We start from the raw sequence: 17,111 nt of genomic DNA on the forward strand, positions 1-17,111 counted from the left end.
TGATTTGTCTTGGATAATTGTTTAATATTATTTTTGGGTAAAACTATTGCACTTTGTATCAATACAGTTGTTAGCGCTACCCAGGGAAGATACATCTACGTTATCTGCATGACAAGCACAGTTTTCATTGTGTATGCAGTCATGGGCTTCACAGTGTATGTCTGTATCAGGACTTGCAAATCCTGAAACACAGTTAGTAACACCATTGGACTCTGCAAAGCTACTGCAGCATGTGTTTGATTTTGTTTCACCACCACTTACTTTGATAGAATTTAAGCTACATAGATTACTGTCGTTATAGGCGCAATTGAATACGCCACATGATAATTTTGGCATGGGAACCTCCTAAAGTTTTGTAATAAATATCTTAAAGTTAGTATGCTTATTGTCGAGATATTTATACTTGTTTTTTTGGCTGTAAAATCACTTTATAGAAAATATTGTAAAAAAACCTTGACAAAATGGCGAAAGGGTATAATACTATAAATATAGCAAAAATAAACAAAGGTCTTTGAAATTAACTTATGATATTGAAATTATATACTAATAGGCCTAAAAATGGAGTGAAGATATGGAAAACAGAGTTTTAAAAGAAGAATGTGTTAGTATTTTGGACAAGCATCTAAAAGTAATAAAGCCAGATGATGTTTTACTTGAGGACGAATTGGCTAACTACACAAAGGAACACATAAAGGGAATAGCCAAAAAGTATAGATTGACCAAGATCTCATCTTTGAGAAAAGGAGAATTGATAAATAAGACAGTTTGTGAAATGCTACAAGCAGAAACAATGGAGAGGGCATTTATACATTTAAGAGATATGGAAATGACCTTATTAGAAAAAATAATGTTGCATAGGGAAGGGTATAACATAGCAGAAAATGAGGAGAGCTTATTAAGTAGGATAAAGAGTTCTTTTTACGTATTAGATAGAAAAGATGGCACTGCCTTTGTTCCAGCAGATGTGGTATCTTTATACAATAAAATTAATACAGAAGAGTATATTCAAAAAAGAAGAATAGTAAGTTGGCTTATAGATTGTTTTAAGGTGGCGGCAGAATTTTATGGAGCTGTTCCTTTAGATGTCATGGTAAATGTGGTGAACAGGCACAAAAACATATTTATAGATGAAGAACAACTTATGGAATACTATGGGCAAATACCACAGGAGTTTAATTCTTTTTCATTCATCAATGGACAATTTGTTCTTGAAAATTTTACAGAGGTCCAAGGTGATAAAAAATTCTATATTCCAACGGAAATTGAAATTGAAGAAATAGCTTTGAATGGTTACATTGCTAGCGATAAACATGTGCAAAAGTTAATGAATTTTTTTAGTGAAAATATGGGTATAGACAATGAAAGAATTAGTTGTGTAATTAGAAAAATGCAAAGTGCAATGCGTCATGGTTCTACTATCAATGAAGTGTATAGTGTCATTAATGAACAAAAGGTTTATTTTGAGAGTGAACAACAGGTAAAGCAGATGGTTTCCCTGATAAATGAAATGTGGAATAATACTAGAATGATGAAAAACAGAGGCTTTAAGCCAACAGAATGTGTAATCACAAAAAATAAAGTTGGGCGTAATGACCTTTGCCCTTGTGGGAGCGGAAAAAAATACAAGAAATGTTGTGGAAGACAATAAATAAATATGAAGAGTCAAATCCCCTCGCCGAAGGTTTTCACCTCCAACGGGGGGGATTTCATTACAATATATGGGGTTGTTGAACAAAAAACTATTTCATATTTTTATTATAAACTACTGTTTACAAAAAATCAATATAAAATTTACAAAACACTAAATAATATTTAAAAAACAAATTTCTTGTTTGTAAAAGAATTTGGTGTATAATAAAATATACATTAGGAAATGGAGGACGCGGAAATGAAGCAATTACACGAACGCATATTAAAAGATGGACATGCCTTATCTGAAACGGTACTTAAGGTAGATTCTTTTTTAAATCATGCAGTAGATCCACAACTTATGTATGATATGGGAAAAGAATTTAAGTCATACTTTGAAAAGAAAAATATTACGAAAATAGTAACCATAGAGAGTTCGGGAATAGCGCCGGCTGTTATGACTGCTATGCAAATGAATATTGAAATGATAATTTTAAAAAAGCAAAAATCTAAGATACTTAAGGAAGATACACTTCAGACAACTGTGCATTCTTTCACGAAAAATACGGATTACGAGTTAACTTTGTCTAAAAAGTACATAAGTAGCGAGGATAACATTCTTATTATAGATGATTTCCTTGCCAATGGGGAAGCAGCTTTTGGAGCCATAAGGCTATGTGAGCAGGTTGGGGCAAAAATAGGTGGAATAGGAATTGTAATTGAAAAGTCCTTTCAACCTGGCCGTAAGAATCTAGATGAAAAGGGGTACGATGTGTATTCTCTAGCTAGAGTAGCAAAATTAGGTGAAGGTATTATAGAATTTGTGGAGTAATAATTAGATTAGAAAATACTATTTGCAGTATGCAAATTAGAGATGAGTAAGTACATAATAAAGACTATAAATTTAGATAGAAATAGATCCAAAGTGAAGGTTTTGAATTTATCTCTATCTATTTTGTATGCAATTAAAAATATAATAGATATATAGGGTTCTATTATTCTTTTCAATTAGACAGACAAATGCATGTATGGTAACCTTATTTCTATGATTGGATAGATAGGCTTAAATAAAGTAATTAAATAATATACAATTGTTATTGTAAAAAACTTTGCTCTAACAAGATAAATATATGGAGGAAAATATGGAGAAAATAGAGGGTTATTTAGATTATTATTGTAAGGAAAAGGGCTATAATTGTGCTAAAACTGTTCTTCGTGCGGCAAATGATGCATGGGGTTTAAATTTAGATGAATCAGTTTATCTTTCTATGGGTGGTTTTGGTGGAGGAATGGCAACTAGAAATGTATGTGGTGCTATAAGCGGAGGAATTGCTGCTATGGGATATTTGTACATGGATGAGACAGGATATGAAAGTCCTCTTATGATGGCAAAAGTCAAGCTATTGATGGAGCTAGTAAAAGAAAGATTAGGGGATGAAAAGTGTTCTTTCCTTGAACCTAAATTTAAAACATCAGAGGAAGGATGTGTCCCTACAATACATGTTGTTAGTAAAATCATAGATGAGGTAGTAGCTACTGATATAGAGGTTGAATAAATTCATGTAATTTAAATAAAAAGGATTAATGAAGTGATACTTTGTTAATCCTTTTTTAAAAATTTAGAATATGATATAATATAAATTATATTTTAAAAAGGGGTGAGCCGTCTATGAATATAATGTTTAATATTGTACCGATTTTCATGGTTATTATATTTATTGTTATGTTTTCTTTAATAATCTCTCAAATGGTAAAAACTTCTAAGCAAGCAATAAAAAATAACAATTCGCCAGTGCTTACGGTGAATGCAAAAGTAGTAACAAAGCGTACAAATGTGAATAGCAGACATTCTATGAACGAGAATTCCATGAATAATATGCTACATGATACTGATTATTATGTTACATTTCAGGTGGATAGTGGGGATAGAATGGAGTTTCATGTAACTGGTGATGTATATGGTATGATGGCAGAAAGTGATGTGGGAAATCTTACTTTTCAGGGGACGCGATACTTAAAATTTGAAAGAAAAATTTATTAATATTATACAAAAAGAGCAATCTGACAACTTATCTGATTGCTCTTTTTGTATTAACGTAAACATAAGAGTATAGAAAAAATATATAAAACGTAAAAAAATCATAGAGAGAAACTATTAGACAAACTACTTTCAAGTTGTTATCATCTAGAATGAAATGGCTGAGATGTGAAGATAAAGTTGGGAGGTGATAATAAATGGATTTATTTGAAAATTTCCAAATTATAACTGACAATCTACCTTTTTTATTAAAGGGTGCTAAAGTAACTATAGAAATAAGTTTGATATCTTTTGTTTTAGCACTTTTTATAGCGTTTGTTGTAGGAATTATACGTTCATATGACAGTTTTGGTGTTTTAAAAAAATTTCTTGGTTTCTATGTTGAAGCATTTAGAGGGACTCCACTATTAATTCAGTTATTTTTTATATATTATGGGCTTCCTTCTTTAGGCATTACTATGGATAGTTATACTGTTGCGATTACGGGATTAGCCTTAAATTCAGGAGCTTATATGTCGGAAATAGTAAGGGGAGCGATAAAAGGCGTAGATAAAGGGCAATTTGAAGCAGCATATTCTATGGGATATAGCAAGTTACAAGCTACATGGCACATAGTCATTCCACAAGCACTTGTGGTTTCAATTCCTGCTTTGGTAAATAGCTTTTCAGATCTTCTAAAGAGTAGTTCTCTTATCACAGTTATATCTATAACAGAATTAACAAGATGTGGACAACTTATATATACGAGTACCTCAAGACCTTTTGAGGTATACACGGTTATTGCAATAATTTATTTTGTCTTAATTTATGTGGCGTCTTTAATCTCTAAAATTTTAGAGAGGAAATTGGCTTTAAAATATTAAACAGAGCGTGGAAGGTGAGTAAAAATGAGTTTATACGATGATTTACAGAAAAATTTGGTTTGTGCTTTGGATTTAAATAGAAATCCTGTTGGAATAAAATTTTTATATTCGGAAAGTGAGTTTGATGAATGTGAAGTACCACGAGTAAAGTATAAGTTATCATACTGCTCCATGGTCCAATTAGCAACTAAAGGTAAATGTCTTAAGGCTAATTTTGAAAATTCAGGATGCTGTGGAGCTACTAGAGCTTTGGGATTAGAAGAACTAGATGAACAATGCCACATAGGAAATCGATATTATTATTTAAATATGTATAATAGCATGTGTGTTGCTAAGAAAACACATAAGGAAGCAAATATAGTTTCACAACGAATATATGGTGTAGTAGCTCAGCCTTTAAGTGAGTTTAAAGAAGAGCCAGATGTAGTTATAGTGGTAACAATACCATATAACATGATGAGAATTATTCAAGGTTATTCATATCATAATGGATTGTGTAACAATATTAGATTTGATGGTAATCAAGCTTTATGTCTTGAGTGCACCACAAGACCGTATGAAACTAATGATATAAATGTTTCGGTTTTATGTTCTAATACAAGATTTTTGGCAAAGTGGGATAAAACAGAGATGGCTATTGGTATCCCATACAATAGATTTCCTATGTTAGTTGACGGTGTTATGAAGACTATAAATGCTACGGAAAAAGATGAAGGTAAAAGGGAGATTATTGCACGAGCTGAAAAGGAAGGATTAGATTTTAGCCATATTACTTATGGTAGTTCATATTATTAAAATTAATTTATAAAATACATATATTAGAAGGAGAAGTAGTGATGAAAAAAATTGTAAAGTTACTTTCTTTAATATTAGTTATTAGCATGTTGTCCTTGGGAGTTTTTGGATGTGAAAAAAAAGATAGTGAGAGTTCATCTAATAACGGTGTTGATAAGTCATGGGATAATGTGAAGAAAAAAGGTAAAATTACTGTTGGTATGTGTGCAATGTATCCTCCATTTGAATATAGAAATTCGAAAAATGGAGAAATTGAAGGCTTTGATCTTGATATGATGAGAGCCATTGCCAAAGAAATCGGCGTTGAGGTGGAATTTAAAGATGCAGAATATGTATCTTTGATTGGAGGTGTTGAAAAAGGGGATTATGATCTATTAGCTTCTGGTATGTTTAGAGAAAATCTTGCAGAAGGTAATGTACAGGGTAGCGATACTTATTATAATATTAATACCGTAGCAGTGGTTTTAGAGGAAAACAATGATATAAAGAAACTTTCGGATTTAGAGGGTAAAGTAATTGGTGTTCAAAGTGGTACATATGCAGAAAAATTGGTAGATAGTAAAGTAAAAAATGTTAAAGAAATAAAACGATACAACTACAGTGCAGAAGCATTTACAGATTTGAAGGCAAAAAGAATAGATTCGTTGGTAGTTGGTCATACTTTTGCAACAGATGAGATTAAGAAAAAGGGAAAGTATGTTAAGATTGTGGAGGAGCCATTAGGAACAAGTGAGATGATTATAATGACTAAAAAGGGAAATAATGAATTAAATAAAAAACTAAATGAAGGACTTGCAAAAATTAAAAGCAGTGGTGAACTAGAAAAAATAGCTAAAAAATGGGCGGATGTAGAATAGATACAAAAAGAAATTAAGGTATGTAAAAGCATACCTTAATTTTTTTACAACTTCAAAATATGCCCATTATATAAAAGGTCTTTGTACATTATGTTAGCTTCCTTATACTTTCTTTTAAGTTCAAGATGTTCAATGAGTTTTAACTGTATAGATGAGTAAAATTCTATGTAGTTGATTTTTTTATAAAATGGCAATATATCTTTTGTAATTGTTGTATAAAAAATTTCCTCTGAAAAGTGGTGATAACTAAGATATAGATAATAAAGATATTTATAATAAATTGAATCCTCATAATCTGTGCATAAATATTTTTTGAAAAATTTATCTATATCATCATATATATTAGATTTTAAGGCAGCTTCTATGTAATTTGATACTGCCAAAAGAGTGAATATTTCATTGTAAAGTTCACACATTTTTATGGCTAATCTGGAGTATTCCATGGATTTTTCGTATTCTTTTGTGCACATATAAGCATCAGACAAGTTTATATAAATACCACATAGGGTAGATTTCATATCAAAATATGTTGCACCGTTGAGAGCAGCACTTAGATGAAATTTGCTTTTTTCATAAATGTTGAGATAGCCATAACATACAGCTAAACTGTCATGACATTTTACGGCATTCATGTAGTGACCATTTTTTTCATAACTATCTAAAGCATTGTTTAAAAAATAAGTGGCCTTTAGTGGTTCGTTATTAAAACAATAGGAGAAACCAAGCATATAGTTTACCCAGGGTGTGTCCATGATTTCTTTTGCTTGTAAGAGACGAGCAAGCCCTTCGCCATGGTCTTTGTCTCGAAAGATGCATCGTCCAGTAGTAAGGAGATAAGTGTACTTTAAAGTAGCTTCTGAATTCACTAGAGCCTTGTCCAATATCTTAATATAGTCTTTTAAAGTGTCATACTTTTCTTTTTTTACAAAAAACAGATAAGCTATTTTATAGACTTTAAATTCAAGACTATAAAGGGAGTCTTGAATAAAATCCTCCATAGATGTGAGCTTCATATATATACTCTCTGCACGCTCCTTATCACCAGTCTCTATTTCTTGCATCATGGAATAGAGCTTTTGGCGTATTGAACCCAACTGATTTATATTATTTATGTTGTCAATTCCCAGCTTTTTTAATAAAGCTTCTATAATGTCTTCTCTTAAAGTTCTCTTACCATTTTCAAAGTAACAAAGATGGCTTTTTGAACAGATACCATAACATAAAGCTTCCTGGCTAATGGATTTTTCCATGCGGAGATATTTGATCCAAGATGACAGGAAATTGTATTCAATTTGTTGTCCGAATATGTAACAGGTTTTATTCATTTATATCGCCTACCTTTAATATGAAGAAACAAGTATAAGTTCACATAATGCTGTGAATTTATATAAATATTATATCATTAATTTTAAGGATAATCACGGGATAATTCAATAACACTTAATTGAGAAGGTATGAATTTTCAGATAGAATTATATTGTAAGATTAAATACACAATATAATCTTTGAAAGAAAGGGGTAACTTTTATGAGCAGTATTATTGAAGATATAAGTGAATTTATATTTGTAGAACATATGCCAGAAAAATCTGATGCCATAATGATTGTAGGTGGTTCTTTCTCAGAACAGGGTGAAGTTGCAGCAGAGCTTTGGAAGGAAGGATATGCACCCTATTGTATTGTAGGCGGTGGTGTCAGCGTTAAGACTGGAAAATTTCCTGGGCCTAAAACAAAACAAGACGTATACAATGGACAATATGATACGGAAGCTGATTTCTTTAAGGATGTTTTAATGAAAAATGGAGTACCAGAGGTAGCTATAATTGAAGATAATAAGTCTGGATGGACTAGAGAAAATGCTGAAATGGCCAAAGTAGTTTGTGAAGAAAACAATATAAAGGTAGAAAAAGCTATATTGATATGCAAAACTTTTCATGCTCGTAGAAGCCTTATGTTTTATAAGTCCGTATTTCCTAACACAGAATTTTATGTGGTTACTGTGGAAGGTTATGATATTAACAGGGACAATTGGTTTAAATCTGAATATGGAATAAAAAGAGTGTTAGGAGAATTAAAACGTTGTGGAGAGCAATTTAATGAAGATGATGTGTTAAATTGGTGAGAAATTAATTTTAATTGAAGGGCAGAATTAAAGAAGAAATCCACAAAACCTAGGAGGGTATTATGACAATAAAAAAAGTTTTGCAGCCGTATTTGGAGTTGCCTAAGGCTGTTTATATTATGTTACTTGCATCTGTTATAAGTAATATGGGTAATTTCGTACATCCATTGCTCACCATGTTTTTGACATATAAAGTGGGCATGGGTGTGGCAACTGTAGGTTCCATTGTGGCCATCAATAGTGTAGCTGGATTAGTTGGAACATTAATTGGCGGCAAACTCATCGATAAAATAGGAAGAAAAATTATTTTTATGGTGTTTAGAACTCTTTCGGCAGTTTCCATACTGTGTTGCGGATTTGCTAAGGATACCTGGATTATAGTAGCTTTTATTATGCTTTCCAATTTTGTTACAGGAATATCGTCTCCAGTGTACAGTACAATAATGACAGATTTAACAAAGGGAGATAAGAGGAAAACTGCATTTTCATTGCATTATATGGCTATGAATGTGGGCATGGCTGTGGGACCGCTTATGGCAGCATTCTTATATAATAAATACATTCGGTTGCTTTTCATAGGAGATGCTGTAACCACCATAATTTCTGTTATCTTAGTTGCTACTATGGTGCCAGAAACTATGCCAAAGTTTGGGGAATTTGATGCAGAGGAAAATGAGAAGGATTATCATAAGGAGACGGCAGAACAAGGTGGTCTCATGAAAGCTTTACTAAAAAGGCCACAGATCCTAATTTTTTCAGCTATCATGGTAATATATTTTCTTGTATTTTCTCAATATAACTTTGGTATATCACTTCAGCTAGGTGATGTATTCAGTAAAGATACTGCTTCCCTGGTGTTTGGTACCCTTATGACAGTGAATACTGTACTATGTAGCCTGTTACCACCACTACTTCCCTATGTAATAAAAAATGTAAAACCTTCTATGTGTATTGCACTGGGTGGTTTGTTCTATACCGTGGGATTTGGCATGATGGCCTTTATAACAAGCTATGGCATGTTTATTTTATCTGCTGTCCTATGGACCATAGGAGAAATATTGGTAGCTACCAATACTAATATTTATATTGCAGATAATGCGCCTATAAGCCATAGAGGAAGATTTAATTCTATATTTCCTATTATTCGTAAATTAGGATTTATCCTGGGGCCTATGCTAGCAGGGGTGTATGTGAAACATTTTAGTATACAAGCTTTATGGATTCCTATAGGAATATTAGCTTTTATTGGGGCATTATTAATGTGTGGATTACAAATTGTTGTTAATAAAAGGGAAACAAGTTGTAGAAAGAATTAAAAATAAATTTTGAGGTGATAATATGTCAGAAACGACTAAAGATAGGATTATAGGATGTTTAAAAGGAGTAGCAATTGGAGATGCCAACTCATGGTGGACAAATGTCGATATGTGCTGCTGCTTCCATGGCTGCGTCTATCGCAGGCGCAATTTCTCCAAATACAATAAATAATCAGTGGTATGAAAATGTTCAATCTGTTAACGATTTGGAGCTACTAGATTTAGCAAAAAAATTATATTTGCTTAGAAGAGATTAGAAAATAATTAAAAATAAGTTTAAGATTCATAGAGTAAAGATTAAAGGACACAATGTTATAAATTCAAACTGAAGTTAACTAAAACCTTTGATATTGATGTGAAAAGTGATATACTATTCAATAAATAATAGCTAGGAGATGAGTGACAAGCTAGGAAGTGTTACAACGGTTAGCCATCAGACAAGGAAACAGTTATAAAGGAGATATAATGAATAAAATCGAAAATGTAATTGAAGAAGTACGCCATATAACACAGGGCAATATTCACATTCAGTATACTCTTATGACAAAAAAGGTTAAGAATATTAATTTGAGGATAAGAAGCGATGGAAGTGTAATGGTATCTGCTAGTAAAAATTTGTCTGCATCTTATGTTGACGACTTTGTAAGGTCAAAAGCAGCCTTTATAAAAAAAGCTATAGATAGGTTAGAGAAAAAGCAAGTGCTAAATGGATTGGAATCAGAGAATTATGGTGATGGGGAGGTTTTTCTCATTTTAGGCCAAGAATTTGTGCTAAAGGTTATACCCCAGTGCAAGAAAAACTCTGTAATGGTAGATGAAAACCAACTTCTTCTGTATATAAGGGATAAAAATGAATATAAAAACAGGGAAAAGCTTATGAAATCATGGATTCGTCAAAATCAGCAGCTGGTGTTTTCAAAAGTATGTGATGAAGTGTACGATGTTTTTAAAAAATATTCTGTTCATAAACCTTTAATTAGAATACGTAAAATGAAATCCAGATGGGGGTCCTGTCAGCCAGTAAAGGGTATCATCACACTGAATTCCAAATTATTTCAAGTTCCACTAGAATGTATAGAGTATGTAGTATATCACGAATTTAACCACTTCCTTCATCCAGATCATTCAAAGAGTTTTTATGATGAGCTGGACATTCTTTTGCCAGGATGGACAAAAAGAGAAGAAATGTTAAAACAATATATGTAGAAAAACAGAAGATAAAACCACGGGGGGTGATTGAATGTTAAGAGATGTGTTGAAGAATATTAAGGTGATATTTAGATATTCACCCTTTCATGCTATTATAAAATTAATAGTAGTTGTTATTGCGGCCTTGATGACACCATTGTCTCTTTTTTTTACTGAAAAATTGATAAAAAGTATACAGCTATGTATTTTAAATGGGGAGCCCATTAGAAGTGTTGTTATGTGGTCTTCGTGTTTAATAACTTCTATGGTGATTCCTTGTGTATGTTCATTCTTAAATAACTGTGAAGATATAAGAATTAAGAGGGAGTTAGATACTGAATTTACTGAGGATATAGCTGACAAATACGCTAGGATACAGTTTTGGTGTTTTGAAGATAGCCATACAAAGGATATATTAAAGAGGATGGGAGACAATCCTCAGGAGAAGGTTTTTCAACTTTTTATAAATGCTGTAGAGATAATCGGCGTTTTTGTAAGTCTTGTGGGTCTTATACTTGTATTTATGCAAATTGGAATAATATTTTGTATTATATTTATTGCTATTATAATTGTCATGATGATTATGGATTTTAAAGCTATGAACACTATGAATACCATGTTTAACAACCAAAGCGTAGATGAAAGGTTTATGGATTATTTAGGACAATTATTGTCAGAAAAGTCCTCTCTTTTTGAACTTAGGTTATTTGGTGCAGTTAATTATATAAGTGGACTTTGGAAAGACAGAAGTAGTAAAGTGCTGAAAGAGCGGCTTCGTATTACTATAAAATCTCAGGGGTATTTTGCGGTAAGCTGTATCATGATAATTATATGGGTAGCTAGCATTCTATTTTTCCTTGTAAAAGGTGTAATTTCAAAAGACATATCTCTTGGGGTTTTTGTAGCGTTAGCAGGTTCTGCGGATAGCATTATAAAGACCACAGAAAATCTATCATATACCTTTACTCTTATAGCCCAGAATTCTATGTACATGAGAGTATATCATAAATTCATGAATCTACCTGAAGATAGTATGGATTTAAGTGTGAAAGAACATGGTAACAATGAAGATGTGCATTACATAGTTTTTAAAGATGTACACTTTGCTTATCCTAAAACAGAAAAAGAGATACTTAAAGGGCTTAGTTTTGAAATAAAAAAGGGAGAAAAAATTGCTTTTGTAGGGGAAAATGGTGCTGGTAAATCAACAGTGATAAAACTTTTATGTAGGTTATATGAGCCACAGCAGGGAGAAATTCTAATCAATGGTATAAATATAAGAAATATGAGCTATAAAGAAATCCATAAGGCTATTAGCTTAGTATTCCAAGATTATGAAAAATATAGTCTTACTTTGAGAGAGAATGTAGCATTGGGTGATATACAAACTTTAAATAATGAGGAACTTATAAAAAAAGCACTGAAGGATGGTATGGCAGAAGAAATAAGTGAAAACATAGATGTAAACCTTGGAAAACTCAGCGAAGATGGTATAGATGTATCTGGAGGTCAGTGGCAAAGAATTGCTATATCTAGAGCATTAGTAGCGTGTAGCCAATTTACAATATTGGACGAGCCTACTTCTGCTTTAGATCCCATAGCTGAGAGTAACATGTATTCATGTTTCCAAAAAGTTCTTCAGCATAGAGGATCCATTGTGATCTCCCATAGATTAGGCAGTGCAAAAATGGCTGACAGAATTTTAGTGTTAAATAAAGGTGTGGTGGTGGAGAACGGCTCTCATGCTGAACTTATAAAAGCACAGGGCTTATATGCTGATATGTGGCGTGTGCAGAGTAACTGGTATGACGGAGGTAGTGCAAATGAAGAAGAAATACAGTAGTTACGTGATAATTTCAAGAATATGTGGGCAAATATTTAAAAACACTCCGGTAGCTGCCATAGCATCACCAGTATATTATATTTTAGAAGGACTTTTCCCAGCATTTACGGCTATTATTATGGCAAAACTGTTCAATTATATATATGAATATTCATTGGGGACAAGGTCCATATCTTTTGCTATAAAAATGTGTGTTATATTGATTATAGGATATGTTGTCAGATTGATCTTTCAACTTATATCTAGCGTTTATATTAATGCTGATTTATATGAAAAAAATGATAGTGAGTTTAATAGAAAAATCTATGAAAAAGCAGCTAAATTATCTCTAGTGGACTATGAAAATAGCAAGACTATGGAGCGTGAAGAAAGGGCAAAACAATGTGTAAACAATGAATTTATGAGCCAAATCTTTATGTCGGGTTCCATAATTATCACCAGCCTTATAGGGATTTTATCCATAATCACCGTGTTGGCCTCTTACAGTCTGTGGTTTATACCTGTTAGTATTTTCAGTGTTTTACCCTATGTTGTTGCAAAAATTATAAGGGGAAATGAATTTTATTGTCTAAAGTACCAGCAATCTGAAAATGTTAGAAAACGCGATTATTTGTGGCAACTACTTACAAATAAGAGTAGCATAAAGGAAATGCGTGTAACAGATTCTGGCCAATATTTGAAAGATAAATGGCTTTGTATAAGAAACCAGATAAATGAAGAATTATGGCAACAGAGTAGGAAAGATAGCATGTCTCTTATGCTCTGTGATTTTATAAGAATAACGGGATATTTTGTATGTATTGTATTGGCTCTTGTTATGGTGGTGAATGGAACCATAAATGTTGGTATTTTTGGGGCATGTATATCTGTATTTCTTCAGATGCAGGAACAGACAAAAAAATTCCTTATTAATATGGGTGGTTTTAACGAGAAAGTGAATTTTGCCAGTGATTATTTTGAATTTATAGATTTAGAAGAAGAAGAATATGGTGAAATAAAGTTTGATAAATTAAAGTATAATATAATTGTTGAAAATGTAAGTTTTTCATATCCAAACTCGAAAAAAAGCACTATAGATAATATTAATCTTGAGATTAAAAAAGGCGAAAAGGTTGTGATTCTTGGGGAAAATGGTAGCGGAAAAACAACTTTAACAAAACTTATACTTGGATTTTATAAACCAGAGTCAGGTGAAGTAAAGTATGATGGCATTTCTGTGTTGGATTTTAAAAGAGGAAGTTTTATCCATAAGATATCTGGAATAGCTCAGAATTTTACAAAGTACAATTTAAGCATAAGAGAAAATGTGGCATTATGTGAAAGAAAATTTGAGGACAGCGATGAGAACATATGGAGGGCACTTAATTATGCGGGCTTAGATATGTTTAAGCAGGAGAAGGTTTCTTTAGATGAAAAATTAGGTAGAGATTTTGGTGGTAGAGAGCTTTCTGGGGGACAGTGGCAAAAGCTTGCCATAGCTAGAGGTATCTATAAAGACAGTGAAATTATTATTATGGATGAGCCTACCAGTGCTTTGGATCCTGTAATGGAATCAGAAATCTTGAAAAAATTCATGGATATTTCAGAGGGCAAGACTGCTATTATAGTATCTCACAGAGTGGGGCTTAGCACTTTAGCTGATAAAATTGTGGTGATGAAGCAAGGGAAAATTTCTGAGATAGGTTGTCATGAGGAACTTATGAAAAGGCAAGGAGAGTATTATAAACTATATAAGGCTCAACAGCAGTGGTATGTGTAGAAAAGTGGTACATTAAGTTGATGGGGTGATATTATGATATCAGAGAAGTATTCTAATATGTTAAAAGGAAAATCAGTTATACGAAGGCTTTCAGAGTTTGCCACAGAAAGAGGGAAGGAGATTGGATATGATAATGTTTTTGATTATTCCCTGGGAAATCCCTCAGTGCCGGCACCAAAGGAATTCACTGAAGCCATGGTGGAAATGCTTAAAAATGAAGATCCAGTAAAACTTCATGGGTATAGTCCTACTCTTGGTATCCCTTTTGTAAGAGAAACAGTGGCTAAATCTCTAAAAGAAAGGTTTGGAATTCCTTACACGTTAAACCATATTTTTATGACTAGTGGTGCTGCTGGTGCCATTGCTCACGCCATAAGATGTGTAACAGAGCAGGGAGACGAGGTAATAACTTTCGCACCTTGTTTTCCGGAATATGTGCCTTATGTAAACCTTACAGGAGCAGTTCTTAAAATTGTAGCTGCCAATTATGAAAATTTCCAAATAGATTTTGAAAAATTCCAAGATATGATAAATGAAAAAACCATGGCTATACTTATTAACACTCCTAACAATCCAAGTGGTGTAGCATATTCTGAAGAAACAATAATTAAGCTTTGTAATATACTTTATGAGAAACAGAGAGAGTTTGGACACGATATTTTCTTAATATCCGATGAACCTTACAGAGAAATAGTTTTTAATGGGGCAAAGCTACCTTGTGTATGCAAATATTATGATAATAGCATCATGTGTTATTCATTTTCAAAGTCCTTGTCTGTACCTGGAGAGAGAATAGGATATGTAGCTTTCAATCCCGCCTGTGGAAAGTCTGAACTCCTTGTAAATATGTGCGGTCAGATATCTCGTGGTATTGGACACAATTGTCCCTCATCCATAATGCAATTAGCCATTGCTAAAACCATTAATCTTACAGCAGATTTAGGGGTTTATGAAAGAAACATGAATTTAATATATGAGAAGCTTGCAAAGCTTGGATTTAAGATGGTGAAACCAGATGGGACTTTTTATATTTTCCCTAAGGCACTGGAGGAGGATGCTAATTTATTTTGTGAAAAAGCATTGAAATATGATTTAATTCTAGTACCAGGTGATAGTTTTGGTGCTCCTGGGTACTTTAGAATGTCTTATTGCATCGATGAGGACAAGGTAAAGAGATCTCTTTCTGTGTTTGAAAAATTTGTAAGAGAAGAGTACCCTAAATATATAGTTATGCAATAAACAAGTATGTAACTGAGTTTGAAAATATCATAGTTTTGTAGTAAAATATGAACCTAGGGTAGTTATATTTATTTTGGGAGGATAGTTTGTATGACAGAAATAAAAGTGGATATAAGAAAGGCAGCTCCATATTTAAAAGAGGATGAATTAAAAAATATGGAATGCACTGTTAGTTGCGCAGCTAAAATGTTAGAAGAAGGCAGCGGAGCAGGAAATGACTTTTTAGGATGGGCAAATTTGCATGAAAAGTATGATAAGGATGAATTTAATAGGATAAAATCAGCTGCTGAGAAAATAAAAAACAACTCGGAAGTATTGGTGGTAATAGGTATTGGAGGTTCCTACCTGGGAGCTAGAGCTGCCATTGAAATGCTGAACAATTCTTTTTACAATTCTATGAAAAAGGAAAATAGAAAAACACCTGAAATATACTTTGCTGGAAATAGCATAAGTTCTACATATCTTATGGATCTTGTGGACCTTGTGAAGGATAGAGATTTTTCTGTTAATGTTATTTCAAAATCTGGTACAACCACTGAGCCAGCTATTGCTTTTAGAGTTTTTAAAGAGCTTTTGGAAAAGAAGTATGGTAAAGATAAGGCAAAGGAAAGAATTTTTGCTACTACAGATAAAGCTAGAGGTGCTCTTAAATCTTTGGCAGATGCAGAGGGCTACGAGACCTTTGTGATTCCAGATGATGTGGGTGGAAGATTTTCTGTGCTTACTGCTGTAGGACTTTTGCCTATTGCAGTTTCAGGCGTTAATATAGATGAAATTATGGAAGGTGCAGAAAAGGCCCGTGAAGAATTAAAATGTGGTGATGTACTAGAAAATCCATGTTATAAATATGTGGCAGCAAGAAATGCACTTTACAGAAAGAATAAAACTACGGAGCTTCTTGTAAATTATGAACCAAGACTTCAGTATTTTTCTGAATGGTGGAAGCAACTTTATGGTGAAAGTGAAGGAAAGGATCAGAAGGGAATTTTCCCTGCTTCTGTGAACTTTTCGACGGATCTTCACTCCATGGGACAGTATATACAAGATGGACTTAGAAATATCTTTGAAACTGTAATCACTGTAAAAAATCCATCAAGGGATCTTGAAATAAAAGAAGCTAAGGAAGATTTAGATGGTTTGAATTATTTAAAGGGAAAAACTGTGGACTTCGTAAATAAAAAAGCTTATGAAGGTACATTGCTTGCCCACAATGATGGAGGAGTTCCAAACATAGTCATAGAAATACCGGAAATTAGTCCATATTATTTTGGTTATATGGTTTATTTCTTTGAAAAAGCTTGTGGTATAAGTGGATATGTGCTTGGGGTCAATCCTTTTAATCAGCCGGGAGTGGAGGCATACAAGAAAAACATGTTTGCCCTTCTTGGAAAGCCAGGGCATGAAAAGCTTAGAGAAGAGTTAATGGAAAGATTGAAATAAAATAGGAGTTCTGCCTTTACTAT

17 protein-coding genes are annotated in these 17,111 nt (G+C 32.8%); 15 read left to right on the forward strand and 2 right to left on the reverse strand.

What is annotated here, in order from left to right; translation table 11 throughout:
* Positions 1–27: 27 nt before the first annotated feature.
* Positions 28–336 (reverse strand): DUF1540 domain-containing protein, encoded by a 309-nt coding sequence (locus BUA73_RS02425; RefSeq protein ID WP_072901924.1) that lies wholly within the window; start codon positions 334–336, stop codon positions 28–30.
* A 235-nt stretch (positions 337–571) separates the two neighbouring features.
* Here BUA73_RS02425 and BUA73_RS02430 point away from each other — a divergent pair, with 235 nt between their 5' ends.
* The 7 genes from BUA73_RS02430 (at position 572) to BUA73_RS02460 (ending at position 6,182) form a co-directional block, all read left to right on the forward strand.
* Positions 572–1,648 (forward strand): YecA family protein, encoded by a 1,077-nt coding sequence (locus tag BUA73_RS02430; RefSeq protein ID WP_072901926.1) that lies wholly within the window; start codon positions 572–574, stop codon positions 1,646–1,648.
* Between the two features lie 240 nt (positions 1,649–1,888).
* Positions 1,889–2,461: a xanthine phosphoribosyltransferase gene (locus BUA73_RS02435; RefSeq protein ID WP_072901928.1), complete on the forward strand. Its 573-nt coding sequence runs from the start codon at positions 1,889–1,891 to the stop codon at positions 2,459–2,461.
* A gap of 310 nt (positions 2,462–2,771) precedes the next feature.
* Positions 2,772–3,185 carry a C-GCAxxG-C-C family (seleno)protein gene (locus BUA73_RS02440; protein ID WP_072901930.1) on the forward strand — a complete coding sequence of 138 codons (414 nt, stop codon included), beginning with the start codon at positions 2,772–2,774 and terminating at the stop codon, positions 3,183–3,185.
* 113 nt (positions 3,186–3,298) lie between these two features.
* Positions 3,299–3,670 carry a DUF2500 domain-containing protein gene (locus tag BUA73_RS02445; RefSeq protein WP_072901931.1) on the forward strand — a complete coding sequence of 124 codons (372 nt, stop codon included), beginning with the start codon at positions 3,299–3,301 and terminating at the stop codon, positions 3,668–3,670.
* 194 nt (positions 3,671–3,864) lie between these two features.
* The gene (locus BUA73_RS02450) at positions 3,865–4,530 is read left to right on the forward strand and encodes an amino acid ABC transporter permease (RefSeq protein ID WP_072901933.1); all 666 of its coding nucleotides are present in this window, start codon (positions 3,865–3,867) and stop codon (positions 4,528–4,530) included.
* A gap of 24 nt (positions 4,531–4,554) precedes the next feature.
* A complete protein-coding gene (locus BUA73_RS02455) occupies positions 4,555–5,325 on the forward strand; it encodes a DUF169 domain-containing protein (RefSeq protein WP_072901935.1) in 771 nt (256 codons plus the stop codon).
* Positions 5,326–5,366: 41 nt separating this feature from the next.
* Entirely contained in the window at positions 5,367–6,182 is an 816-nt protein-coding gene (locus tag BUA73_RS02460) for a transporter substrate-binding domain-containing protein (protein WP_072901937.1), read from the forward strand.
* A gap of 44 nt (positions 6,183–6,226) precedes the next feature.
* Here BUA73_RS02460 and BUA73_RS02465 read toward each other — a convergent pair whose 3' ends face one another.
* Positions 6,227–7,507, reverse strand: a complete 1,281-nt coding sequence (locus tag BUA73_RS02465; protein WP_072901940.1) for a helix-turn-helix domain-containing protein — start codon at positions 7,505–7,507, stop codon at positions 6,227–6,229.
* A gap of 202 nt (positions 7,508–7,709) precedes the next feature.
* Here BUA73_RS02465 and BUA73_RS02470 point away from each other — a divergent pair, with 202 nt between their 5' ends.
* The 8 genes from BUA73_RS02470 to BUA73_RS02500 all read left to right on the forward strand — a co-directional run bounded on the left by BUA73_RS02470 (position 7,710) and on the right by BUA73_RS02500 (position 17,088).
* Positions 7,710–8,303, forward strand: a complete 594-nt coding sequence (locus BUA73_RS02470; RefSeq protein WP_072901941.1) for a YdcF family protein — start codon at positions 7,710–7,712, stop codon at positions 8,301–8,303.
* A gap of 62 nt (positions 8,304–8,365) precedes the next feature.
* Positions 8,366–9,619 carry an MDR family MFS transporter gene (locus BUA73_RS02475; RefSeq protein WP_072901943.1) on the forward strand — a complete coding sequence of 418 codons (1,254 nt, stop codon included), beginning with the start codon at positions 8,366–8,368 and terminating at the stop codon, positions 9,617–9,619.
* Between the two features lie 74 nt (positions 9,620–9,693).
* Positions 9,694–9,876: a hypothetical protein gene (locus BUA73_RS13845; protein WP_143146964.1), complete on the forward strand. Its 183-nt coding sequence runs from the start codon at positions 9,694–9,696 to the stop codon at positions 9,874–9,876.
* 208 nt (positions 9,877–10,084) lie between these two features.
* The gene (locus BUA73_RS02480; RefSeq protein WP_072901945.1) at positions 10,085–10,825 is read left to right on the forward strand and encodes a M48 family metallopeptidase; all 741 of its coding nucleotides are present in this window, start codon (positions 10,085–10,087) and stop codon (positions 10,823–10,825) included.
* Between the two features lie 34 nt (positions 10,826–10,859).
* Entirely contained in the window at positions 10,860–12,650 is a 1,791-nt protein-coding gene (locus BUA73_RS02485) for an ABC transporter ATP-binding protein (RefSeq protein ID WP_072901947.1), read from the forward strand.
* On the forward strand, positions 12,631–14,409 hold the full coding sequence (locus BUA73_RS02490; protein WP_072901949.1) for an ABC transporter ATP-binding protein: 1,779 nt from the start codon (positions 12,631–12,633) through the stop codon (positions 14,407–14,409). The genes BUA73_RS02485 and BUA73_RS02490 overlap by 20 nt, the downstream gene beginning before the upstream one ends.
* Before the next feature lie 33 nt (positions 14,410–14,442).
* Positions 14,443–15,648, forward strand: a complete 1,206-nt coding sequence (locus BUA73_RS02495) for a pyridoxal phosphate-dependent aminotransferase (protein WP_072901951.1) — start codon at positions 14,443–14,445, stop codon at positions 15,646–15,648.
* A 90-nt stretch (positions 15,649–15,738) separates the two neighbouring features.
* The gene (locus BUA73_RS02500) at positions 15,739–17,088 is read left to right on the forward strand and encodes a glucose-6-phosphate isomerase (protein ID WP_072901953.1); all 1,350 of its coding nucleotides are present in this window, start codon (positions 15,739–15,741) and stop codon (positions 17,086–17,088) included.
* The last annotated feature ends 23 nt before the right edge of the window (positions 17,089–17,111 follow it).

Source organism: Hathewaya proteolytica DSM 3090, assembly GCF_900142225.1.
Taxonomy (GTDB): domain Bacteria; phylum Bacillota; class Clostridia; order Clostridiales; family Clostridiaceae; genus Hathewaya; species Hathewaya proteolytica.